This window comes from Paenibacillus sp. Marseille-Q7038, assembly GCF_965111595.1.
In genome coordinates this window covers 1,560,001-1,582,252 of record NZ_CBCOOM010000001.1, presented here as the reverse complement: position 1 = coordinate 1,582,252, position 22,252 = coordinate 1,560,001, and the positions used below count along the sequence as shown (strand labels likewise).

Here is a 22,252-nt window from a genome sequence, read left to right as displayed (position 1 = left end):
ATCGTTCAAATTCACATATGAAGGAGAATAGAGGAAGTTTGTGTAATAAATATACAACTTACTGTATTAGGAGGTTTTTAATTGGTGTTTCCGGCCCATATTGTATCAGCTGGCGGAATTGTAGAAGATGGAAATGGAAATATCCTATTAGTAAAAGCCCATGACGATGGTTGGGTATATCCTGGTGGGATAACGGAAGTTGGAGAAAACCTGATGGATGGCGTGATTCGTGAAATTAAAGAGGAAAGTGGAATAGACGCCACGGTTAGCTATATAGTTAGCATTGTTTCTAATACGGCGATTCATAAGTGGTATGACGGTGTGACAGATGTTCCTACGAAGGTTATGTTTGATTTCGTGTGCAAAGCCGTGGGTGGAGAGTTAGCTACTTCTAATGAAACGAGCGATTGCAGGTGGGTTTCAAAGGAAAATGTTCTGGATTTCATTACTTTACCTGCTATCCGCATGCGTTATGAAGCCTATTTAAACTTTAACGGCTCTGTAAATTATATGGAGTATGTCACCACGACAACATCAGAATGTAGTATCAAGCTTCAAAGGCATGTGTAGCTGTTAAAGAGCAATATATCCACTTTTTTATAAATCTTTGTACTTACGAGAAACGTTAGTGCAGAAGCAGCATAGAGCAGTTTGCCGGTTGGCAGCAGCTCTATTTTTCGTTAAACGTACGGTTAGTTTACGTAACAAATCTATTCCATCTTCGTCTAAAAAAGTAGAAAGATTTACGCGAAGGAGTTGAAATGATGAGAAAGTTAGTTTTAGGAGTAACCTTAGTACTTGCCATATGTATACTTAACGGTTGCAATGCGTCGCCCGAAGCCACTAAGGGGGATTATATTATTTCGAAGGAAGACCAAAAAATCTTAGTAGCGAAGAATATTACACAGAAGGATTCTGAAAGTAAGACCTTTGCTGACCTCAAAAAGAATAACGTCGAATTAATTAACTATATTGTCGAGGATACCCAGCTCTATAACGAGCTTCAGATAGGCGAAAGAGTGAAGGTAACCCCAAAAACGAATGACAAAGGTGAACATGCTGTAATGCAGTCCGATCCCCCACAAATTATAGCTGGTCAGATAGAAAGACGTAAGGATTGAGAAGGCGGCATTTAAATATTCTTCTCTCCAGCCGCCCGATCTCTTTACATGCATATTCGTATGGGTGGGTTCATCGAAAACAAGCCTTGATCAAGTCTAGTTTTTTATTGATCTTCTACTTCACTGTTATTTCAAATGCTTCAAACATATGATTATTGACTTGTCTACTCCATGCTTCAACTTCAACACCTTCTTGTATTATACCAAAATCGGATTCTGTTCGTTTGACAGTACTCGTCTGGTCAAAAAACATTGTATTTCTAGTTACTGTTAACACATCTCCGGTGTCGAGTTTTATAGAATGAAGTACTTTATCTCCATCAATTGTGGAATTCTCCTCAACGATTTCAACAATAGTGCCTCTGTAATATTCCTGTTGCTTAGATGGAGATGGCCATCCTAACAAAATATCAGAACTTAAAATGTACCAAATACCAAGCATTAGTACTAGAACAAGACAACCGACAATGCATACCACTTCTTTTTTGTCTTCAACTTCTTTCATCCATCCTTCTTTTATTATTTTGAGTTGGTTGCACGATGAGATTAATTAGTGCAGTTATAGTTATTCTATCTTCCATCACCTTGGAGACACTCCTTACTGGACTGTTATTAAGAAAAACTAGAGGGGGTGGAGCGGAATGAGCACTAGATTGAAAGATTTTAGAGGGATATTCATCATGGTTTTAATTATTATTTTAATGGTTGGGGGAAGTTTAGTATATGATTTCACTAAAAAGCCACCGGAACCATCTAAGTATTCTATACGTTTACTCACTCATTCTGATCATGTTGAAAAGATGGGTCATTTTAATTCGAATCTTATCAATATATTATCTCCATTTTTATACGGATATTTAATTCGACCAGAAAATGAAGTGATTTTGATAGAAAATGATATTCTCACTGTAAAAGTATTTTATAAAATTGATACGGGAGAGAGTATTATTTGGTCTACTGACTCAATGAATTATTTTATTAAAGTTGACGACAACAAATACGACTTTTTGAAAAACATTTTGAATCTGCTTATTTACAATTTTATTAGCGCTTGAAATGCAGTGTTCATTTCATGCGTTTTTTGCATTTTTAAGGTGAAGGATCTTTTTCAAGTAAGCGTCAAATTATCCACTGAACAGGGGGACAACAATGAAACTTGAACGACTTATGGCTATTACTATCCTTCTATTAAACCGAAAACGTGTAAAGGCTCAAGAATTGGCTGATCGTTTGGAAGTTTCATTACGTACAATATATCGCGACTTGGAATCATTAAATCTAGCTGGAATCCCTATTGTTTCTTACACAGGAGTGGAAGGCGGGTTCGAAATCATTGAAAACTTTCGATTGGATCGGCAATTGCTTTCAATTGATGAACTTATTTCTCTCTCTACAGCTTTACGAGGTCTTCAATCTACACAAGCATTTAGTAAACGGAATTTGGACGGGCTTCTCGATAAAGTTGGCGCATTAGTCTCTATGGCAGAACAAAGTCATATGGCTAGTGCTGATCAAGTTATCATAGACTTAAATCCGTGGAAAAACAGCCCTTCAGAACGAAACAAGTATGACATGCTCTATAGAGCCATAAGAGATAAAAGATTGATCCATTTTACGTATATTAACGGACAAGGAGAAGAAACAGAACGTAGTATTGAACCTATGGGGTTAGTGCTCAAAGGCTACACTTGGTATATCCACGGTTATTGCTTAAAGCGAGATGATAACCGTATTTTCAGGCTGTCTCGAATCCGGAATTTAATCTCCCTTGAGGATACGTTCCAGGGCCGAATGGTGATGCAGCCTAAGGTGAATGAAAATTGGGATCGGAAAAAAGCTTCCAAGATGGTCGATCTGGTTCTTAGATTTACAGGACCCGCTAAGGTTCAAGCCGAAGATCATTTTGATCCGGATGAAATTGAACGGCAAACCGATGGTTCACTTATCGTTCGAGTCCGATTCCCGGATAACGACTGGTTAATTGGCTTTTTACTTCAATTTAGGACCCATGTGTTCATTCTTGAACCATCGTATATTGTAGAATCGGTTCGAAAAAGTGCTATAGAGATATCAAAACTTTATATTGATCGTTGACACACAGTTGTCAACAAGCCTCGTTTATTATCAGTTTATAAAGACAACACAGTAATCAGTCACAAGATAATAAGATGAATTTGAGGAGGCTTATCAAAAATGACTTATTCAGAACAACAAAGTTTGCCCCGTAGTCACCAGCATGCTGAGATCAAGCCTTTCCGCATTGATGTTTCACAAGGTGATCTTGATGACTTAAGAGATCGTTTAACGCGCACCCGGTGGCCAGATGGTTTGGAAGGTGTAGGCTGGGAGTATGGTACTCCCGTTGATTATCTCAAGGAATTGACGGAATACTGGAAGTCCAAATATAACTGGCGCAAACATGAGGAATCTCTTAACCAATTCCCACAGTTCACCACCACCATAGACGGACAGAACATACATTTTATTCATGTTCGTTCTCCAGAATCAGGAGCAATGCCACTCATCATCACACATGGTTGGCCAAGTTCAATCGTAGAGTTCATGAACATTATAGGCCCCCTAACCAATCCCCGTGCTCATGGTGGTAACCCGGTAGATGCTTTCCATGTTGTTATACCTTCGCTACCCGGTTTTGGTTTTTCAGGACCGACAACGGAGGTAGGCTGGAACATTGGTCGGGTTGCCAGAGCTTGGGCTGAACTGATGAGCCTACTAGGTTATGAGCGTTACGGTGCACAAGGTGGGGATACCGGAGCACTGGTTTCACCAGAACTCGGACGATTTACACCAGACTCTGTCATTGGGGTACATACAAATGGTCTTAAATCGTTTCCGCCTGGAGATTCTGTAGAATCACATGATTTAACGGAAACCGAACGAGCGCGCTATGAAACGTTGACTGACCGAGGTTATGAAACTACCGGTTATGCAATTATACAATCTACAAGACCTCAGACACTTGCTTATGGACTAACGGATTCCCCTGTCGGTCAACTTTCTTGGATAGTTGAGAAATTCAAAGAATGGACAGACCCCATGGCACATCTTCCAGAAGATGCGGTTGATCTCGATCAATTGCTAACAAATGTCACATTGTACTGGTTAACCGGAACGGCAGGGTCATCTTCACGAATTTATAAAGAGGAAGCTAAATCCTGGGGGATTCCTGCAAAACGCTCTAAAGTTCCTACCGCTGTAGCGGTTTTTCCGCAAGATGTTTCGATTCGTCGTTTTGTTGAACGCGAACATAATATCATACAATGGTCTGAGTTCAATCGCGGAGGTCATTTTGCAGCAATGGAAGCACCTGATTTATTAGTTAATGACATCCGATTGTTCTTTAGTCAACTTCGTTAATACTAGTAAATATCCTATAGAACACACAGCAAGTAATATTTCTGGAGAGATAACCTGAAATTTAGGTAGTTAGATATTATTGAACTACGGGGAATAGCTCATTGTTGACAGGCCATCTTTACGCTAACACGAATCAAAAGTGTAATAGAATTAGAAACAAAGAGTACTACTCTTATAGGAGGCTGTGTTGATGCATTATCGTAAGTTAGGTAATACGGGAGTAGATATCCCAGTTATTGGTCAGGGGACTTAGAAATATGGGGAAGATACGAGGAAAGAAAAAGATGAAGTAGAGGCATTGCGTTATGGTATTAGAAAGGGGCTCAACTTAACTGATACTGCTGAAGAATATGGAAGTGGAGGAGCTGAGAAAATTGTTGGACAAGCCATTCATGATATTAGAAACGACGTGTTCCTAGTCAGTAAAGTTTCAGCGAATAATTGTTCTTACAGAGGTGTTCTTGAAGCAGCAGAAGCAAGCTTAGATCGCTTGAAAACAGACTATATTGATTTGTATTTACAGCATTGGCCAAGCCAGCACTATGATGTTGCTAAAAATCGATCAGAATAGTTGCGAAAAATAGTAAAGTTACATCTAGAAGGGGATTTCTACAGTGAATATTTTAAAAGAAATGATAGTTCATGATCCATATATTCGATTTGTTGAAGTTAAGGCGAAAGAAATCCGAATGGCATATGTAGTTGAATGTATTGTAAATGCTGACTTTATGCGGAAACCGATGGCTGGTGGGCAGATCTATTTGTATAACAAAACAAAAGGCATTTTGTTTCATATGTATGATGATCGCGGCTGTGATGTTTTTAGTTTCGAAAAAGACACTCTTTTGCCTATTTACCATTCATATCGAAAATGGATTTTGGATTATAACCGATATGAAATTGACGAACTATTCGCTGAAGGGCTCGCAGGTATAATTGAAACAGATCAAGAACGAAAGATTCGGTGTGAACTCAACGAAAAAAAAGTTGCTGCTTCCGATATCGACCTTAGAAAAACGAATACTTGTCACATATCGCATCATTTTGAGATTCCGTTCATAAACGCTAGTAAGTTTGCAAAAGAAATCGCACTCACATCATTCGAGATTGAACAGACATCTACAATGAATGAAATAGTCACTTTTAAAGCTACCAAAAGGCAGGCCTTAGCGCTTATAGATTATCAAACACATCTTATGAGTATGTATGGCAAAAAATATGGTACCTATACCGGATGGAATTTTGAAAGTTCAGTTTAATTTAGCGAATTTCTATTCTTTCCTAGATTGACGATCTCGTCAAACCAAATGACCCTCTAGCCTATAGAAGGTCATTTTTATTTACTTCAAGCAAATTTAACCTGAATTTCTTTTAAAAACAAATCGGCAGCAGACGAGAAAACCTGATGTTTTTTCCAAACTATATTTAAGCTAGATTCAAGCTTTGGCTCTAGTGGTTTAAAACAAAGATTACTTTCATTAGACGTGTTCACGATTTTATCAAGTGCTAATGCATAACCAACACCTTGTTCAACCATTATGGCAGCATTATACGCAAGGTTATATGTAATAACGACGTTTAATTTATAAAAATCTTCTCCAAACCAATCGGCAAATTCATTTTTCGAAAATGTCTGCTTCATGGCTTGTCGTGAACAGATTAGCGGGACATTTAGTAAATCCGTTGGCTGAATGGTGTCTTTGCAAGCAAGTGGACTGTCTTTTCTCATAATAACTCCCCAAACATCCTTAACAGGGAGATTGATATAATTATACTTTGATACATCCGCTGGTTGAATTAGAACACCAAAGTCCAGCAGTCCTTTGTCAAGCCGCTCCGTTACATCATCTTCGTTTCCGCTGTAAAGGTGAAACCGTATATTTGGATTGCTGAACTGTAAGTCTCCTACTACCGCTGCAATCTGTTTCATGGCTTCGGTTTCCCCACCGCCTATATAAATATCCCCATTTATTACTTCTTCCATAGATTCAAATTCCGTCTCTAGTTTATCGAACATTTCCACGATTTCTTCCGCTCGTTTTCTTAAAAGCATTCCTTCATCTGTGAGAATGATACTGTGACTACTGCGAACAAATAGTTTTTTACCTAACTCTTTCTCAAGGTCTTTTAGTTGTCTGGACAAAGTGGGCTGTGTAACATGCAAAAAATCTGCAGCAGCCGTAATGCTACCTTCTCTAGCAACCGTAAGAAAATATTTCAAAACTCTAACTTCCATCTAGATTCCTCCTTTATGTTTTTACAATAGTCTTTTTAGAAATGCCTTTCAAGCATATCTGTTTATAAGATATAAGTATTTGCTATACATAATTCGCACGCTAAACTTAATAGTGAAAGAGGTATTTGTTGATATCATTATAGAATTTTGCTTTGAAATGGTTACTTCCTACGGTGGATGAGACCGGAGGGAAGAAACTAATTAGACCAGGAACACCATGGTTTCGTAACTGGATCAGTGGCTGGACTAGATGAATGAAACAGGACATGGTAATTCCCGTCAAGTGTAATCCTCTGTAGGATTTAATCATTATTGTCACATTAAAATGAAAAGAAAACGGGAGGGAATGAATAACATGAATACGACAAAGGTTTGGTTTATCACGGGTGCCGGTCGAGGGATGGGTAGAAATATCGCGAAAGCTGCTTTAAACGCGGGACATAAGGTTGTGGCTACCGGCCGTAATCCCGAATCGGTGGCAAAGGCAATAGGTGATTCCGAGAATGTATTAGTTGTTCCCTTGGATGTATGCCAACCTGCAGATGCGAAATCGGCAGTTAAGATGGCAATCGATCAGTTCGGGACCATCGATGTGCTCGTTAATAATGCCGCACATTTCTGTGGGGGATTCTTCGAGGAATTGACCCCCGAGCAAATCGAACGTCAGTTGCAGGTGGCGCTCATTGGCTCCATGAACGTTACCAGGGCCGTATTACCTGTGATGCGCAAACAGCGTTCTGGTCATATCATCTCGATCTCTTCAGGAGCCGGCATTTCCGGTTTTGAGTTTAATTCCGCTTATAGTGCATCAAAATTTGCGCTTGAGGGATGGATGGAGGCTTTGACGCTTGAGGTAGCTCCATTTGGTATTCATGCGACCATTGTCAACCCAGGTTTTTTCCGCACGGAATTTCTTACGGAGGCATCGTCAACGTTCGCTAAGCCGACAGTCGAAGATTATGCAGACCGTAGAAGTAGTCAAATGGAGTTTTTTAATAATCAGAACGGGCAGCAACCCGGGGATCCGGAAAAGCTCGCGAAAGCTCTTCTCATGATTGCAAGCGAAACGCAACCGCCACGACGCTTCATTGCAGGTGCTGACGCGATCGACATTGCAGAGCGAAAAATCGCAGACCTCCAAATGCAGATTAATGGTTACCGTGATCTCTCTAGGTCCATGGCGTTTGACGCCTAAACATATCATTTGAACTTGCAATGAATGCATTGACCCAACTTACTTCTGCAGAAGTTCGAGGAGATATCAAAATTTATGCAGCCGATCCGTGCTGGGTAAATATGGATATGGGCGGACCCTCTACGCCGAGAACTGCAGAGCGCGCTGCCGAGCTGATTCTTCGGTTAGTGACAATGGGAATGGAAGAACCTTCTGGTAGTTGATTAGAGATGACAAACGAATCAAATAGTCAACCATCGTCAATCAACTTTCGATCTCTTTTGGTCACAATTATGGTTAGTTCGAGGTTAGGTTCGTGAAAATCCATTCCTGAGAAAAAAATACTTTTCCTGAGCGTTTGTAATCATCTCATTTATCATTATTAAAACAGGGTTACCAAGTTGATTTTATGTTGTAAAAATTCATACTTGGTAAGCTATTGGGGAAAGATACTTTACCAAGTAGAGAAGATGACAAAATGGTTCTAAGCTACTTCGTGTAGTCACTATAAAATAGATATTTTTTGTTGGACGGCGATCTTTTCTCGAATTTTCTAACCGAGAGAGTTCGCCATGTTTGTTTTGACATACGTAAAATTTCCCAAAGCTTTTGCTGATCGAATGTAGCGATAATTTCTGTTTGTTATATTACATTATAGTACCAAAGGTTTCTAAGGGATAAATAACCATGAGCTTACATATTTACATATCGGAATATTGTGATATGATGATATGTGTAAAAGATATTGAGGTGAAGATATGACGGATATTCAATTTGATCAGGTTGAGTTATTTAAAGCATTATCTAATGAAGCGAGACTGAAGATACTATACTGGTTAAAAGATCCCACTACTCATTTTGATACAACGCGACAAGGGGTAGAGGAAATGAATGAAGTAGGGGTCTGTGTAAGTCAGATTAGAGATAAGCTGGGAATGAATCAGTCTACAACATCTCAATATTTAGCAACTTTACAACGTGCAGGGCTGGTCGAAGCAACTCGTATCGGAAAGTGGACGTACTATAAACGTAATGAGCAACTCATACATGAGTTAGCAAACTTTATAGGAACAAAGTTATAGATTTTTAGAGACAACTAATAAATGAAAGAGAAAGAGGTATTAATCATGAAAATTGAAATATGGTCAGATTATGCATGCCCTTACTGTTATATCGCAAAAGAAAGATTGGAAAAAGCGATGAATGATCTAGGAATTAAAGATCAAGTGACTATTGAAATGAGAAGTTTTGAGTTAGATCCTAATGCGAGTTACAAAGTCGTATCTAGTACAGAAGATCGTTTCGCAAAAAAATATCGTTTATCTAATGCCATGGCGGCTGAAAGAATAAGACAAATCGAACGGTTGGGTAAAGAAGAAGGTATTGATTTTAGATATTCCACTACACAATATACAAATACGATGGATGCTCATCGCTTAACACATTATGCAGAGAAACAAGGGAACAAAACCATTGTAGAAGATTTATTCAAAGCTTATTTCACAGATAATTTAGAGTTAAGTGATAAAAATGTTTTAAAAGATATTGCTGTGAAAAATGGACTGGATGAAAATGAAGTGGAAAAAGTTCTGAATTCCAATGAATTCGAAAGTGATGTACGTAAAGATGAATCGCAGGCATATTCAATGGGAATTCAAGCCGTACCTTTCTTTTTGATTAATGGAAAATTTACTTTGAATGGTGCTCAGAATGTAGAAACATTTAAAATGGCCCTAAAAGAAGCAATTCAAGACGATATTCAGAACAATGATGTATCAGGAATGAGCTGTGGTATCGATGGATGCTATTAACAATCAAAGCATCGTACATCAAATAACAGTAAAAGATGTATTTTCTACAAATGCATTTTTATATATAGATCAGGAAACGAAACATGGATTTTTATTTGATCCCGGTGCTGAGGCCGAAAGAATATTGCGTGTGATCAAATCCAATGATTATCATATTGAAAAAATACTACTAACACATGGACATTTTGATCACATTGGTGCAGTCGATAAAATTAGAGATGAATTGAATATTCCTGTTTACATGCACGAACTCGGGCATAAATATGTGCAAAATGCGAGAATGAATTTATCAGCTTTATGCAATCGACATATCATTGTTGATGATGTGAATTACGTAAAATCAGGTGAGACGTTTGAATTAACGGCTAATTCAGATTTTAAAGTAACGATGACACATACACCCGGTCATGCAATGGATCAAGTTATGTATTATAATCCACGGGATAAAGTAGCGTTTGTTGGTGATACCATCTTTAAAGGTAATATTGGATCTACTCAATACGAAGGTGGAAATGAACAGAACCTGATGAAAAGTTTGAATTTGATCCTATCCTTACCAGATGACGTTGTTTTATATAATGGTCATACGGATAAAACTACGGTTGGTGATGAGAAGAAAAGATACGGTTTATAAAGATGAAAAGACATATTTTCTGTCGAGTACAGGAGATATGTCTTTTGTTTTCTTTTTAAATATACGAATAGGGAATATTGTTCAACGAGGTCTATGCCAGCAAACAACCTTTCGGGACGGACAATGATAATGAAGAAACAACACGCAACTACACAGGACCAATACTTGCAGCAATCCGATCTAAAGCTTCTTGCACTGTAGTGGGATCAGGGTCTGTCCAATCTGTAGGGTTTGCAGGTGTATAGGCTAATCCAAACGCATCATCAACACGAATCAAAGTTGTAGACGTTCCAGTAAGTGACACTCGAGATCGAATAGGTATCGAATCTACCGTCGCTCTTAACCTCGTGCTGACGTTATTCATACCATTTACAATTAATCTCCCGGAGTTAGGGAAAGGGTTAAAGATATTTTCCGTTATAGAAAAACTCGTTATATTCAAAGGATCTATGGGAATATGACCGGATTGAACATTAACAATGATATTACCATTTATTCCTCCGCCTACTAGATTGACTTGGGTATCCGTAGTAGCTTGTGAATTGATAACGATATTTCCACTAGAAACGAAGGAAGAGAAAAGGCTCATATTAATCCCATTTTGAATGTAACCGGACGATAACATGGAATCACGGATATTCACTTGATTAACGGAAGTCGTTAGTGCGGTGAAGGTGGGAGCAGGGGTTAAATTCACACTAACAAAAAATAATTTGCCGCTGAAGCTGCTGGCAGTTACGAAATTAAAATTTAGAGGAGCCGTTAACAAAGTCAGGTCCACAAACCCCGAACGGTTATCATTTATAAAGCCGGTCTCAAACCAAGAAGGATCATTTATATCGAAGGGGATGGATAAACGGGTGAGCAGTGTACTGGTTCCGACCAATTGTACATTTGCTTTAAGATGGATTAATGACTCTATATACTGACCGGGTCCAATGGAGATCGCATACCGTTTCGTTGGAGAGGCATCTAGAATAGAGGCCATCGCTGCTGTTACCGTGAGAAATGGTTTGCATTTACTTCCATCGGCAGTTGCATCATTACCTGCTTTATTTACATAAACAATCTGAGTTGCTGTGGGTAAAGGATCAGAGCATATTGAGCCAGGCGGACCTTGAGGACCCAGTACTTCACCAGGGAAAATCTCGAAAATTTGATTTGCCGAATTATCTAATCCCGTTACGGTAACCGCGACGTTTTCTGCCCCTTCAAGTCCTGTTATTAGACGGACTCCAAATTGATCAAAGTTCGCATATATATTATCAAAGGTAAGAATAGAACCTGGTGTATTAAATGGATTTAAGCTAAATTCGTTCAAAAAGTAGACCGTAGCAGAGCTGACCCCCATCGCTGGAACGAAGTATACCGCAACTTGAACATTGGCATTGACAGTTGATTCATTGGAAATGCTGACAGAAATATTAGTAACCTCACGATTACGATTTTCAATAACCCCTGTAGAAAAAATGGACATAGTAATCCCCCCTTAATCTATCATATTTTAAATAAAGTGGCTTTGATTGGACAAAGCTACATCCGTTTAATCCAAGAAAGGTGATCAATAAAATAATAAGGAAGCCACCTGGTGCAATGTGGCTTCCTTTTTTTATAAGGTCAGATGATTCAAATAATATAATCTTGTTCTAAAAACGCTGTTCAGGTTGTTGCCTACAAGGTTTTATCAATCACAATGGATAATTTGTAGTTCGCATAATTGTTTAACTCTAATAAAAATTGGTTTAATGCTTCGTTACTTGTAAACCTGCATTCTAACAAATAGCAAGCATCACTGCTTATTCTATAGTTATTGAGGATGTGATCCTTTTTTTCTTGAATGAACGAGAGATATGGTTGATGGTGTGTACTTTCGATGTAGATATTAAGAAATGCATACGTATAGCAACCTAATTTTATATGATTGACCTTAATGCTGTACCCTTCAATAACTCCATTATCCTCTAGTTTCTCTACACGGGCTGCTGCTGCCGCACCAGTGAGGTGAACTCTTTCTCCTAATTCTTTCATTGTAATTCGGCTATTTAGAGTCAGTTCTTCCATAATTCGTTTGTCTGTTTGATCCAATCAAGCGCATCTCCTTTAAAAAATAAAGTAAAAAGGACAATATACTTTATTTATACTGTGTAATTAATCATAGCTTCTAGTATAAACTTAACCCTGTTGCGAAACAAAACAGATAACAAAAGGAGATTTTTCTTTCATATGCTCATTCAACAAATTCGAAATGCGACAATCATTGTCCATTACGCAGACAAAAAATTCTTAGTCGATCCCGTTCTTGCGGAGAAAGGTCTGTATCCTCCATTTTTTGCAGGAATCAGAGAGGACATCAGAAATCCTATAAGAGATTTGCCGATGTCAGTTAACGATATCATCAAAGATATCGATGCGGTAATACTGACTCATTTGCATCTAGATCACTACGATGATATAGCAAAAGAAGTGCTTCCTAAAGGAATTAAAGTTTTTGTTCAAAACGAAGAAGATGCTGAAAAAGTTAAAAATGACGGTTTCGAGCAAATAGAAATCCTTGCTGAAGATACGATTTTTGAAGGTATTCAATTAATTAAAACACAAGGCGAGCATGGTAGAGGGGAAGAGCTGTTAAAAAGGATGGGGCAGGTATGTGGTGTTGTATTCAAACATGCCAACGAGAAGCCATTATACATAGCTGGAGATACAGTATGGTATGAAGGTGTCCAAAAAGAAATCAATACCCACAATCCTGAGATTATCATTGTGAATGCTGGCGGCAATGCTTGGAACGATATGGGCTTACTTATCATGGGCAAAGAGGATGTATATGAAGTGCATAATGAATCCCCCGACGCCAAAATTATCGCAGTCCATATGGAAGGCGTTAATCACTGGACTTTATCTAGAGAAGAGCTAAGACGTTTTGGAGAAGAAAAAGGATTTTCCTCCCGTTTATTCGTTCCTGAAGACGGAGAATCGTACACTTTTTAAAATCTACGACGACGGAAGAATCATGAGTCGTTATGGAGACAAATGACCAAATAACTCGAGCCCCTTCAAGGGTCTCGAGTTATTTGTGAAATCAAGGATCTATTTATTTACCGAATTCATAAGATAGGCAGGAGAACAACCATGAGTCAGATTAATACAAAACTATGGACGAAAAATTTTATTATTCTTTCGTTAATCAATTTTTTTATGACATTAATTTTCTTTTTATTAAATGCGACGATTACGCTATATTCAATTCAAGAATTTAATGCATCTACTGGCGAGGCGGGAATCATAGCAGGGATCTTTATTATTGGTTCATTATTAGGACGTTTATTTACAGGACGTCTTATACAAACCAAAAAAATCTTGATGACCTCGTTACTTTTTTTCATTTTAACAACATTACTTTACTTTGTTCATTTTAACATTGGTTTTCTTATCTTAAGTCGTTTTTTGAACGGGATCACATTAGGTATAATAACTACGGTTGTAAGTACAGTTGTCGTTCTTAACCTTCCTACTTCACGAAAAGGGGAAGGGATCAGTTACTTTGCAATCAGTACCGCACTGGCCACGGGTATTGGTCCATTTATTGGTTTAAATATGAGTCAAAACGCTAACTTTACTATGATTTTCACTTTTTCACTGATCCTAGGAATTATAAATGTAGTCATCGGGATATTTGTGAAGTTTTCTGTAACGAATAAGGCAACGATAAAGAAAGATAAAGGATTGAAAATCTCTGACTTTATTGAGCCAAAAGCGATACCGATCGGAATTATCATGTTTATAATGGCATTTTGTTTTTCGGGCATCGTTTCTTATTTGAATGTGTATGCTTTGGAATTAGGATTAATAGAAGCAGCAAGTTTCTTCTTTATGATCTATACTGTTTTTGTATTGATATCAAGACCTTTTACAGGACGATTGATGGACAAAAAAGGAGCAAACATTATCATATACCCCGCTCTTATTATTTATGGAGCAGGAATGATCTTCTTAGGATCTGCTTCTAGCAGTGCTATATTGTTATTGGCAGGAGCTTTAGTAGCTCTTGGGTTTGGTAATATTTCTTCCATTTCTCAAGCTATAGCAATCAGTCTAGCTGAACCCCACCGAGTTGGCTTAGCAACTGCAACTTTCTTTATATTTTATGATTTAGGAAATGGTTTTGGCCCATCTATTCTTGGATTACTCATCCCAGTGACAGGTTATGATGGTTTGTATGTAATACTCGGATTCATTATATTAGCCACGCTTTGGTTTTATTATCTGTTGTACGGAAAGAAAGAGCGTAACATTCAAAACTAATGGCTATAACTAAATTTCATAAAAAAGGCTATAGGAAAACTAGTTTAAGCTAGTTGGTCTACAGTCTGAAGCATCCTGTATATATACAGGATGCTTTTTTTTGCTAACGAGACATTGTCAACTCATGATAATACGATAGAACGAAAGTTATGGATCTGGATATGAGGAGTTCTTCTTCACATCTTATCTAACATTTTGTATTTACACTATCTTTAAAGATAGTATATTTCTAAAAAGTACATACTTGTCTCGGGATGTATACCACCTATATAATATGCTTGTAATGAGGTAACCGTGGAAAATGATTACGGAGGACAAATAAAATATGTTATCGCAACAATATCAAGAACAAATAAATACATTACTACAAAAAATAAAAGAAGCGGACGCGATTGTAGTGGGTGGCGCTGCGGGGATGTCTGCTGCAAACGGACATAACTGGTATGAGACTAACGAAACATTCCTGAAACACTTCGGGAAATTCGCTGAGAAATATGGTGTTGAAAGTATATTTCATGGTTTTTATCACCGTTATTCTACTAGTGAAGAACGATGGGCATATATTGCTACATTAATTAAGTTTGTAAATGATACCGAAGTCGGTCAAACCTATCTTGATTTATTGAAATTACTTCAAGATAAAGATTATTTCATTGTTACAACGAATCAAGACACACAGTTTTCCAGGGTTTTTCCTGAAGAGAAGGTATCTCCAATTCAAGGAGATTGGCGATATTTTCAATGTAGCTCCCGTTGTCATGATTATGTCTATTACAATAAAGAGCAAGTTGAGAACATGTATGCAAACATAGAAGGAACCAGAATTCCAACAGAGTTAATTCCAACATGTCCGACATGCGGAAAAGAAATGGAACCATGGGTGCGATCTTATGTATTTCTGGAAGGAAGCTCCTACAGAAAAGAATTAATAAAATACAATCAATATCTTATCAAAAACAAAGATAAAAAGATTCTTTTTCTGGAATTGGGTGTTGGAACCATGACCCCGATGTTTATTAAAGAGCCGTTCTGGAATATGACTTATACTTTTCCAAATGCCTACTACATTACCATAAATCCGAAAGATGCAATCGTTCCTCAGGAGATAGAAGAAAAAGGACTTGCGATTAAAGAGGATATTGCGATGGTATTAAAAGATGCTGTGATGAGAAAGAATGAATCGAAATAGATTCATTCAATAAGGTCTCATTCTAAAGGAGATTATTGCATGAAGATTGGTATTTATGGTTCTTCGTTTGATCCGATCACGAATGTTCATTTATGGACAGCTTCTACTGTTGCTCACAGAGCAAAATTAGACAAAGTGATTTTTCTCCCCACTGCTAGTAATCGGATGGACAAACAATTGCAGACGGACGATGAACATCGTTGGAATATGATTTCACTTGCCATTCAAGATAATCCGATATTTGTGGCAGATGATTATGAAATTTCCTTGCGTGCAGGAATTGGGAAACAGTATACGTATTATACTATGGAGTATTTCAGATCTACATTTCCAAACGATGAAGTTTTTTTCATTATGGGAGCGGACGTGTTACGTGATATCGATAATCAAGATGTTCCCGTCTATCAACGGTGGCGTCATCGAGAGAAATTAATCGACTCAAACAAATTTATCGTAATGGCTAGAGATGGTATTGACATGACAAAAGTAATTTCAAAAAGTCCATTTCTGCGAAATTACGATGACGGTTCGCGATTTCATTTGATTGATAAAGGGTTAGCAATGGAAATCAGTTCAAGCTACATTCGTCAAGAATTTGCACTAGGTGGCGAACCAAGGTACTTACTACCTGAAACTTGTTATCAGTACATTCTGAAACACAATTTATATCGAGACATTAAAACAAGTTATAAAGATTGAAAGAAAAGAATGATGACAGTTTCTAAATAAAAAAGTTGGAGTTGATTTAAAATGGCAGCAGAAGCTTTAGTGATTGTTGATATGAGTAATGATTTTGTAGCTGATCATGGAACATTAACGGTGGGTAAGCCAGCACAAAAAATAGTGCCTTATATTAGGGACTTGGCATCAAGTTTTTTAGCAGAAGGAAATGTAGTTGTCGTTTCAATGGATGCACATCAACCAAATGATCCGCATTTTAAATTATGGCCACCACATAATATTGAAGGTACAGAAGGGCAACAATTGTACGGAGATTTATATGATTGGTTTCAAGAGAATCAACATCATGAAAATGTCTTTTATTCGCCTAAAACGAACTATAATGCATTTTTTAAAACGGATTTAGCTGAAACGCTACGAGGTTTGGGAGTAGAAAAGGTCCATACTGTAGGGGTGACAACGGATATTTGCGACTTTCTAACTGTTGCAGGGGCTGATGCAGAAGGATTCAAAACCTGCATTCATAAACGAGGAGTAGCAACATTTACGGATCTTGGAGAAACAATGATCAACCATATGAAGCGTTGCTTCCATACAGAGATTATTGAATAGATACAAAACCAATGGGAACGATTCAATCTGATAATAACAAGAAGCTAATAGACAACGTTAATTTAATAAGAACAAGGAAGCAGCCGATCAAACGACCGGCTGTTTTTTTGCTAAGTTTAAGTAGTGTAATCAAGTTATTTCAAACTACGGACCATCAACAAAAATTAGTCTCTCCACTAAACCCAGCTCCTGAACATACCTACGAATCTATTCTAAAAGGGGCTGTCCACTTATTTACCATGTGGCTGATCGAAGACATTAATCCTTCTACTCCGAAATGGATAAGGCTGGGAATAGGCGGAATACGAAGCCAAACTGATGACGCAAGACTTTATTAAAAGTTCTACGGAAGATATGATTCGTAATCTAGCGATACCTTCTTTTGATGATTTAGATAATGATACATGGGACTTTGAAACAATGAAAGGATTTCAGTTTTCCTATATGATGGTGGAATTTGTACTGAATCGATACGGTATAGATGCTTTAAATAAAGCCATCCGTAACCCTCGTGATTTTGAAGGGATCTTTCAGTGTACCAAGCCTGAACTGTATAAGCAGTGGACAGAATATATAAAAATATAATGTTTTCGTCTGTAACTTGAGCCTAGTTTTTTTAGTATTGAAAAATAAAATAGATCTTTATTTGTATGAGTATGTAAACTTCATAATCATTATTTTAAATACAATATCTTCACTTTAAGCTAAAAAATGCCGATAAATCATTTTGTGCGACCAAATATTAAAAAAGGAGGAGTGCTATAGCGAGAAGATAATTAATGATTGGCTTCACAAAAAAGTTCTCTTTTTAAAGGAGATGGACTAAGAAAAGCTCGTCAGTAATATCTCGTATAAGAAAACAATTCAAAAGGAGATGCTAAAAATGGAAGCAACTACAAAGTTTTATAATGAAGGTAATATTATTTGGGTAGATCTAAATGGGTTCGCTAGCTTAGAGATAACTAATCAAAAGGTTGCTGATTTGAAAGCTACTTTGGGACCACAGATTGCTAATCAAACGATCGTTATTGATTCTACAAACTTAGCTGTATTTAAACAAGAGATTCTACCTGTTTTAGCAGAGTGTTATGAAATCTACTCTAAATTTGGACGGTGCATTATGGTAGAAGCTAAGAAAACAATTGTTAACATTCAGCTTCACAACACTGCTAAAAAAGTAGAAGGTTTTACAGGTGAATTTGTAAAAACAACGGAAGAAGCTAAAGCAATTCTAGGAATATAAGGAGTGTGTTTTGTTTGCCCAGTGTTAGAGTAAAACAGATTTCAGTGTATCATCCAGAAAAATCATATACGAATGAAGAAATGGCTTCTTCTTCGCCAAATAAAGAGAAACTTTTAGGCATGTGGGCTCATTTAGGGAGAGATAAAAGATATCTAGCTGATGAGAAAGAAAATACCCTTACTATGGCAATTGAAGCTGCTAAAAAAGTATTGCAAGCTGCAGATATAAGTGGTGATGAAATTGACCTTATAACCATATCGTCTGGTACTCACGAGTATAATATTCCTACCGATGCATCTTTTGTTCATAAAGCAATTGGTGGTAAACACAGTTGTGCGATCTATGATCAGAATGCAAATTGCACAGGTATGGTTGTGTCTTATGATCAAGTAAGTAGAGCAATGGTACATAATCCGAAAATGAAGTACGCGCTTATCGTTGGATCTGAGCAAGTTGGCAGCTTCTATAAACCTGAAAACTTGGTACATAAAGGCCTAAGCGGAGACGCAGCCTGTGCTATTCTTTTAGAAAGAGTAGAAGAAGATGGTTATGGTTTAATTGACTCTTCTTATTACACCCATTCTGAGAGACCAGAAGATTTGGTATTACCTGAGCATGGATTTAAGAATTCAAAAATAAACCAGACAAGGGTGTCCGATTCCTACAAAGTCGATATCATGTTCTCTACGGCACCCGCTTTAATAAATGATCTATTAAAAGATAATGGTCTTACCAAAGATAGCATTTCTCATTATTTAATGACTCAGCTATTTTCGACTAAGATTAATTACTTAAAAGAATCATTAGAAGAGGAAGCATCAAAGTTCACTTACGTAGGTGACAAATATGCTTATACGGGAACAACAAGTCCATTTCTTGCTTTATATCATGCAATTGAAGAGGGTAAGCTAAAGCAAGGTGATCTCTACATAATGTGGTCGGTTGGAGCAGGTTTTACTTCCTGTGGATTATTAGCCAGATTATAATATAAAGTGAAGCAGTTATTTTATGTAAAAATCGTTTTCTCACGTTAACGAACAAATTTTACCAAAGAGGCTCTCCGAATCAGTGTGAGCCTCTTTTCTTTGCTCCTGGAACGAGCTTTATGTAAAAAAAGATTAGAGATCTCTTTTACTGAGACGTTTAACAGTCGATATTTTCACTTCATCTAATAACGAGTAAATTTCATTCCTCACTCCAGTCTGTCCACTTATTTACTATGTGGCTAATCGAAGACATTAATCCGTTATTATTTAATGGATAATGATACCATTGACAAACGAATACTTTTTTAAAATAATAGATTGTAATTGAATACTGGTACCTTTAATTCAGTCCAGAGAGGCTGACAAGGGCAGCGGATTTTATAATCACGCGAGATTTTGGGCATAGTCCGTCATGGGATGCTCTGTGTCTTCGCGCGGATTATGATGTGAAAAAGAGGCTACTTGTCAGTTTGAGACTTGACAAGTAGCCTCTTTTTTTCTGCTTTTTTGGTATCAGGAGACTTTAACCTGGAGGTATTCTGATGAGTAAACAAGATCAAGAGTTTTCATGGCAAGAGGTGCCGAAAACGCACAGAAACAATTTTAGAAAGACGTTTTCAGTTATGCTGGCGTTCACTTTCTTTTCTGCAAGTATGCTGGCAGGGGGAACGCTCGGAGTTAGTTTGACTTTCATGCAGTTCATTGGGATCGTGCTTGGGGGTAATTTAGTTCTTGGCATCTATACTGGAGCACTGGCTCACATTGCTGCTAAAACAGGTCTTTCCACACATTTGTTAGCAAAATATTCGTTTGGTGGGAAAGGGTCATATCTGCCTTCGTTCCTGCTCGGCTTTACACAGGTTGGATGGTTTGGTGTCGGCGTTGCGATGTTCGCGGTTCCAGTCGCTAAAGCAATGGATTGGAACGTGTATCTCTTGATTTTCATATTTGGTTTAGCAATGACAGCAACAGCCATTTTCGGCATCAAGTCACTCGTTATTCTTGGGTATATTGCAGTTCCCGCTATTGCCATTCTTGGCGGTTACTCCGTATTTGAAGGAGTAAACACACTAGGCGGTTTTCAAGGTTTGTTAGATTACATGCCAACAGAGTCGATTACCGTGGCAGCGGCATTGACGATTTGTATTGGATCATTTATTAGCGGCGGTACGTTGACGCCAGATTTTGCACGTTATTCTCAAACATCTAAACAGGCAGTTACCGCTACGGTTATTTCGTTCTTCTTAGGTAACTCGCTCATGTTCCTGTTCGGAGCAGTCGGCGCAATGGCATATAACCTGGCCGATATCTCGGAGGTTATGTTCCTGCAAGGACTAATCGTTCCTGCGATTATCGTTCTGGGATTAAATATTTGGACAACGAACGATAATGCCCTTTACGCTTCCGGCTTAGGCTTTGCAAATATCACTAAAATTTCGAAAAAGTTCTTCGTTATTGTAAACGGGATTGTGGGTACTGTATTTGCCATGTGGATGTATAACAATTTTGTTGGTTTCCTGAATGTGCTCGGCGCAGCGATTCCGTCGATCGGTGCTATCATCATCGCGGACTACTTTGTTGTGAAGCGTAGAAACTATAGACCGTTTGCCGAAATGACATTCAAAAATGTAAACTGGGTAGCGATGATGGCTTGGGCTATTGGAGTTGCATTCGCTCAACTAGCTCCGGGAATTACGCCACTCAATGCACTGATTGGTACGGCGGCAGCCTACATCGTGTTAATGGTGATCGTTCCTGTGAAAGAATCCAAAGAAATGGGGAATTTAAATGATTATACAGAACGCAAAATTGCGGGGTAAAGAAGGTTTATGGAATATCGTCGTGAAAGACGGAAAGTTTGAGCAAATCAAGCAATCTTCGGAAGTAACAACGAATGAGGAAGTATTTGATGTAAACGGCGCTCTTGTGCTGCCTCCATTCATTGAACCTCATATTCATCTGGATACAACATTAACAGCAGGCGAGCCGGAATGGAATTTGAGTGGAACATTGTTCGAAGGCATCCAGCGCTGGTCTGAACGTAAGGCATTCCTGACCCATGAAGACGTCAAAACACGTTCCAAAACGGCACTGAAGTGGCAGATCGCACAAGGTATTCAGCATGTACGGACGCATGTAGACGTGACCGATCCTAGTTTGACTGCAGTGAAAGCGATGCTTGAAGTGAAAGAAGAGATGTCACCATACGTTGACATCCAGCTTGTCGCTTTTCCACAGGAAGGCATTCATTCTTACCCGAATGGTGTGGAACTCATGGAAGAGGCGCTGAAAATGGGTGTTGACGTGGTCGGCGGTATTCCTCACTTCGAATTCACGAGAGAATATGGCGTCGATTCGATGAAGGTTGCTTTTGACCTCGCAGAAAAATATGATCGTCTCATTGACATTCACTGCGATGAAATCGATGACGAGCAATCCCGTTTCTTGGAAGTTGTAGCCAAAGAAGCATACGAACGCGGGCTAGGTTCCCGCACGACAGCAAGCCATACGACAGCGATGGGATCATACAATGATGCTTATACGTACAAATTGTTTAGATTGCTGAAGATGGCGGACCTGAACTTTGTCTCCAATCCGCTAGTTAACATCCACTTGCAGGGACGTTTTGACACGTACCCGAAAAGAAGAGGGCTAACTCGTGTGAAAGAGCTGCAGGAAGCCGGTCTAAATGTGTGCTTCGGACACGATGATATCTTCGATCCATGGTATCCGCTCGGAACGGGCAACATGCTTCAGGTACTGCATATGGGTATCCATGCTTCGCAGTTGCTAGGTTACGATCAAATCGTGAATTCCATTGATCTTATTACCAAAAACAGCGCAAGAACACTGCATATCGAGGATATGTATGGTATTGAGGAAGG

At 38.3% G+C, this 22,252-nt stretch carries 25 protein-coding genes and 1 pseudogene (1 of these 26 cut by a window edge); 22 read left to right on the top strand and 4 right to left on the bottom strand.

Features of this window, described 5'->3' with window-relative positions; translation table 11 throughout:
- The first annotated feature begins 84 nt into the window (after window positions 1-84).
- Window positions 85-570 carry an NUDIX hydrolase gene (locus tag ACWPWY_RS07730; RefSeq protein WP_454191133.1) on the top strand — a complete coding sequence of 162 codons (486 nt, stop codon included), beginning with the start codon at window positions 85-87 and terminating at the stop codon, window positions 568-570.
- Window positions 571-761: 191 nt separating this feature from the next.
- Window positions 762-1,121 carry a DUF3221 domain-containing protein gene (locus ACWPWY_RS07725; RefSeq protein WP_454191132.1) on the top strand — a complete coding sequence of 120 codons (360 nt, stop codon included), beginning with the start codon at window positions 762-764 and terminating at the stop codon, window positions 1,119-1,121.
- A gap of 115 nt (window positions 1,122-1,236) precedes the next feature.
- Here ACWPWY_RS07725 and ACWPWY_RS07720 read toward each other — a convergent pair whose 3' ends face one another.
- The gene (locus tag ACWPWY_RS07720; protein WP_454191131.1) at window positions 1,237-1,626 is read right to left on the bottom strand and encodes a hypothetical protein; all 390 of its coding nucleotides are present in this window, start codon (window positions 1,624-1,626) and stop codon (window positions 1,237-1,239) included.
- 136 nt (window positions 1,627-1,762) lie between these two features.
- On the opposite strand from ACWPWY_RS07720, the gene ACWPWY_RS07715 reads away from it, so the two are divergent.
- From ACWPWY_RS07715 to ACWPWY_RS07695, 5 genes and pseudogenes are all read left to right on the top strand, one after another.
- The gene (locus tag ACWPWY_RS07715) at window positions 1,763-2,176 is read left to right on the top strand and encodes a hypothetical protein (RefSeq protein WP_454191130.1); all 414 of its coding nucleotides are present in this window, start codon (window positions 1,763-1,765) and stop codon (window positions 2,174-2,176) included.
- Between the two features lie 94 nt (window positions 2,177-2,270).
- Complete coding sequence (locus tag ACWPWY_RS07710; protein ID WP_454191129.1) at window positions 2,271-3,215, top strand: helix-turn-helix transcriptional regulator; 945 nt, start codon at window positions 2,271-2,273, stop codon at window positions 3,213-3,215.
- Window positions 3,216-3,314: 99 nt separating this feature from the next.
- Window positions 3,315-4,499 carry an epoxide hydrolase family protein gene (locus tag ACWPWY_RS07705; RefSeq protein ID WP_454191128.1) on the top strand — a complete coding sequence of 395 codons (1,185 nt, stop codon included), beginning with the start codon at window positions 3,315-3,317 and terminating at the stop codon, window positions 4,497-4,499.
- A gap of 286 nt (window positions 4,500-4,785) precedes the next feature.
- Window positions 4,786-5,070 (top strand): annotated as a pseudogene (locus ACWPWY_RS07700) (aldo/keto reductase); the annotation flags it as partial.
- 43 nt (window positions 5,071-5,113) lie between these two features.
- A complete protein-coding gene (locus tag ACWPWY_RS07695; RefSeq protein ID WP_454191127.1) occupies window positions 5,114-5,758 on the top strand; it encodes a DUF3885 domain-containing protein in 645 nt (214 codons plus the stop codon).
- A gap of 86 nt (window positions 5,759-5,844) precedes the next feature.
- On the opposite strand, the gene ACWPWY_RS07690 is transcribed toward ACWPWY_RS07695, so the two are convergent.
- Window positions 5,845-6,735 carry a LysR family transcriptional regulator gene (locus ACWPWY_RS07690; protein WP_454191126.1) on the bottom strand — a complete coding sequence of 297 codons (891 nt, stop codon included), beginning with the start codon at window positions 6,733-6,735 and terminating at the stop codon, window positions 5,845-5,847.
- Between the two features lie 355 nt (window positions 6,736-7,090).
- On the opposite strand from ACWPWY_RS07690, the gene ACWPWY_RS07685 reads away from it, so the two are divergent.
- From ACWPWY_RS07685 to ACWPWY_RS07665, 5 genes are all read left to right on the top strand, one after another.
- Complete coding sequence (locus tag ACWPWY_RS07685) at window positions 7,091-7,930, top strand: SDR family NAD(P)-dependent oxidoreductase (RefSeq protein WP_454191125.1); 840 nt, start codon at window positions 7,091-7,093, stop codon at window positions 7,928-7,930.
- Window positions 7,931-7,950: 20 nt separating this feature from the next.
- Complete coding sequence (locus tag ACWPWY_RS07680) at window positions 7,951-8,133, top strand: hypothetical protein (RefSeq protein ID WP_454191124.1); 183 nt, start codon at window positions 7,951-7,953, stop codon at window positions 8,131-8,133.
- A gap of 534 nt (window positions 8,134-8,667) precedes the next feature.
- Complete coding sequence (locus ACWPWY_RS07675; protein ID WP_454191123.1) at window positions 8,668-8,991, top strand: ArsR/SmtB family transcription factor; 324 nt, start codon at window positions 8,668-8,670, stop codon at window positions 8,989-8,991.
- A gap of 45 nt (window positions 8,992-9,036) precedes the next feature.
- On the top strand, window positions 9,037-9,720 hold the full coding sequence (locus ACWPWY_RS07670; RefSeq protein WP_454191122.1) for a DsbA family oxidoreductase: 684 nt from the start codon (window positions 9,037-9,039) through the stop codon (window positions 9,718-9,720).
- Window positions 9,707-10,354 (top strand): MBL fold metallo-hydrolase, encoded by a 648-nt coding sequence (locus ACWPWY_RS07665; protein WP_454191121.1) that lies wholly within the window; start codon window positions 9,707-9,709, stop codon window positions 10,352-10,354. Before ACWPWY_RS07670 ends, ACWPWY_RS07665 begins: the two co-directional genes overlap by 14 nt.
- A gap of 148 nt (window positions 10,355-10,502) precedes the next feature.
- On the opposite strand, the gene ACWPWY_RS07660 is transcribed toward ACWPWY_RS07665, so the two are convergent.
- Window positions 10,503-11,831, bottom strand: a complete 1,329-nt coding sequence (locus tag ACWPWY_RS07660) for an exosporium leader peptide (RefSeq protein WP_454191120.1) — start codon at window positions 11,829-11,831, stop codon at window positions 10,503-10,505.
- A gap of 194 nt (window positions 11,832-12,025) precedes the next feature.
- A complete protein-coding gene (locus ACWPWY_RS07655) occupies window positions 12,026-12,439 on the bottom strand; it encodes an Lrp/AsnC family transcriptional regulator (protein WP_454191119.1) in 414 nt (137 codons plus the stop codon).
- A gap of 138 nt (window positions 12,440-12,577) precedes the next feature.
- Here ACWPWY_RS07655 and ACWPWY_RS07650 point away from each other — a divergent pair, with 138 nt between their 5' ends.
- The 10 genes from ACWPWY_RS07650 to ACWPWY_RS07605 all read left to right on the top strand — a co-directional run.
- Complete coding sequence (locus ACWPWY_RS07650; RefSeq protein ID WP_454191118.1) at window positions 12,578-13,342, top strand: MBL fold metallo-hydrolase; 765 nt, start codon at window positions 12,578-12,580, stop codon at window positions 13,340-13,342.
- Window positions 13,343-13,483: 141 nt separating this feature from the next.
- Window positions 13,484-14,656 (top strand): MFS transporter, encoded by a 1,173-nt coding sequence (locus tag ACWPWY_RS07645; protein ID WP_454191117.1) that lies wholly within the window; start codon window positions 13,484-13,486, stop codon window positions 14,654-14,656.
- A 325-nt stretch (window positions 14,657-14,981) separates the two neighbouring features.
- The gene (locus ACWPWY_RS07640) at window positions 14,982-15,845 is read left to right on the top strand and encodes a hypothetical protein (protein WP_454191116.1); all 864 of its coding nucleotides are present in this window, start codon (window positions 14,982-14,984) and stop codon (window positions 15,843-15,845) included.
- 39 nt (window positions 15,846-15,884) lie between these two features.
- Window positions 15,885-16,544: a nicotinate (nicotinamide) nucleotide adenylyltransferase gene (nadD, locus tag ACWPWY_RS07635; RefSeq protein WP_454191115.1), complete on the top strand. Its 660-nt coding sequence runs from the start codon at window positions 15,885-15,887 to the stop codon at window positions 16,542-16,544.
- Between the two features lie 51 nt (window positions 16,545-16,595).
- Complete coding sequence (locus ACWPWY_RS07630; protein WP_454191114.1) at window positions 16,596-17,138, top strand: cysteine hydrolase family protein; 543 nt, start codon at window positions 16,596-16,598, stop codon at window positions 17,136-17,138.
- A 318-nt stretch (window positions 17,139-17,456) separates the two neighbouring features.
- The gene (locus tag ACWPWY_RS07625) at window positions 17,457-17,723 is read left to right on the top strand and encodes a hypothetical protein (RefSeq protein WP_454191113.1); all 267 of its coding nucleotides are present in this window, start codon (window positions 17,457-17,459) and stop codon (window positions 17,721-17,723) included.
- Between the two features lie 298 nt (window positions 17,724-18,021).
- On the top strand, window positions 18,022-18,381 hold the full coding sequence (locus ACWPWY_RS07620) for a hypothetical protein (RefSeq protein ID WP_454191112.1): 360 nt from the start codon (window positions 18,022-18,024) through the stop codon (window positions 18,379-18,381).
- Between the two features lie 14 nt (window positions 18,382-18,395).
- On the top strand, window positions 18,396-19,367 hold the full coding sequence (locus tag ACWPWY_RS07615) for a 3-oxoacyl-[acyl-carrier-protein] synthase III C-terminal domain-containing protein (RefSeq protein WP_454191111.1): 972 nt from the start codon (window positions 18,396-18,398) through the stop codon (window positions 19,365-19,367).
- Window positions 19,368-19,909: 542 nt separating this feature from the next.
- Complete coding sequence (gene codB, locus ACWPWY_RS07610; protein ID WP_454191110.1) at window positions 19,910-21,187, top strand: cytosine permease; 1,278 nt, start codon at window positions 19,910-19,912, stop codon at window positions 21,185-21,187.
- A protein-coding gene (locus tag ACWPWY_RS07605) for a cytosine deaminase (protein ID WP_454191109.1) crosses the window boundary here: on the top strand, window positions 21,156-22,252 show its 5' portion. Its footprint extends 172 nt past the window's final position; only the first 1,097 of its 1,269 coding nucleotides appear in the window; its start codon is at window positions 21,156-21,158; its stop codon lies off the right edge, out of view. Before codB ends, ACWPWY_RS07605 begins: the two co-directional genes overlap by 32 nt.

Coding starts and splice junctions, on each gene's coding strand:
- ACWPWY_RS07725 (WP_454191132.1), top strand. CDS start 762: ATGATGAGAAAGTTAGTTTTAGGAGTAACCTTAGTACTTGCCATATGT.
- ACWPWY_RS07720 (WP_454191131.1), bottom strand. CDS start 1,626: ATGAAAGAAGTTGAAGACAAAAAAGAAGTGGTATGCATTGTCGGTTGT.
- ACWPWY_RS07715 (WP_454191130.1), top strand. CDS start 1,763: ATGAGCACTAGATTGAAAGATTTTAGAGGGATATTCATCATGGTTTTA.
- ACWPWY_RS07710 (WP_454191129.1), top strand. CDS start 2,271: ATGAAACTTGAACGACTTATGGCTATTACTATCCTTCTATTAAACCGA.
- ACWPWY_RS07705 (WP_454191128.1), top strand. CDS start 3,315: ATGACTTATTCAGAACAACAAAGTTTGCCCCGTAGTCACCAGCATGCT.
- ACWPWY_RS07690 (WP_454191126.1), bottom strand. CDS start 6,735: ATGGAAGTTAGAGTTTTGAAATATTTTCTTACGGTTGCTAGAGAAGGT.
- ACWPWY_RS07685 (WP_454191125.1), top strand. CDS start 7,091: ATGAATACGACAAAGGTTTGGTTTATCACGGGTGCCGGTCGAGGGATG.
- ACWPWY_RS07680 (WP_454191124.1), top strand. CDS start 7,951: ATGAATGCATTGACCCAACTTACTTCTGCAGAAGTTCGAGGAGATATC.
- ACWPWY_RS07675 (WP_454191123.1), top strand. CDS start 8,668: ATGACGGATATTCAATTTGATCAGGTTGAGTTATTTAAAGCATTATCT.
- ACWPWY_RS07670 (WP_454191122.1), top strand. CDS start 9,037: ATGAAAATTGAAATATGGTCAGATTATGCATGCCCTTACTGTTATATC.
- ACWPWY_RS07665 (WP_454191121.1), top strand. CDS start 9,707: ATGGATGCTATTAACAATCAAAGCATCGTACATCAAATAACAGTAAAA.
- ACWPWY_RS07660 (WP_454191120.1), bottom strand. CDS start 11,831: ATGTCCATTTTTTCTACAGGGGTTATTGAAAATCGTAATCGTGAGGTT.
- ACWPWY_RS07650 (WP_454191118.1), top strand. CDS start 12,578: ATGCTCATTCAACAAATTCGAAATGCGACAATCATTGTCCATTACGCA.
- ACWPWY_RS07645 (WP_454191117.1), top strand. CDS start 13,484: ATGAGTCAGATTAATACAAAACTATGGACGAAAAATTTTATTATTCTT.
- ACWPWY_RS07640 (WP_454191116.1), top strand. CDS start 14,982: ATGTTATCGCAACAATATCAAGAACAAATAAATACATTACTACAAAAA.
- nadD (WP_454191115.1), top strand. CDS start 15,885: ATGAAGATTGGTATTTATGGTTCTTCGTTTGATCCGATCACGAATGTT.
- ACWPWY_RS07630 (WP_454191114.1), top strand. CDS start 16,596: ATGGCAGCAGAAGCTTTAGTGATTGTTGATATGAGTAATGATTTTGTA.
- ACWPWY_RS07625 (WP_454191113.1), top strand. CDS start 17,457: ATGACGCAAGACTTTATTAAAAGTTCTACGGAAGATATGATTCGTAAT.
- ACWPWY_RS07620 (WP_454191112.1), top strand. CDS start 18,022: ATGGAAGCAACTACAAAGTTTTATAATGAAGGTAATATTATTTGGGTA.
- codB (WP_454191110.1), top strand. CDS start 19,910: ATGAGTAAACAAGATCAAGAGTTTTCATGGCAAGAGGTGCCGAAAACG.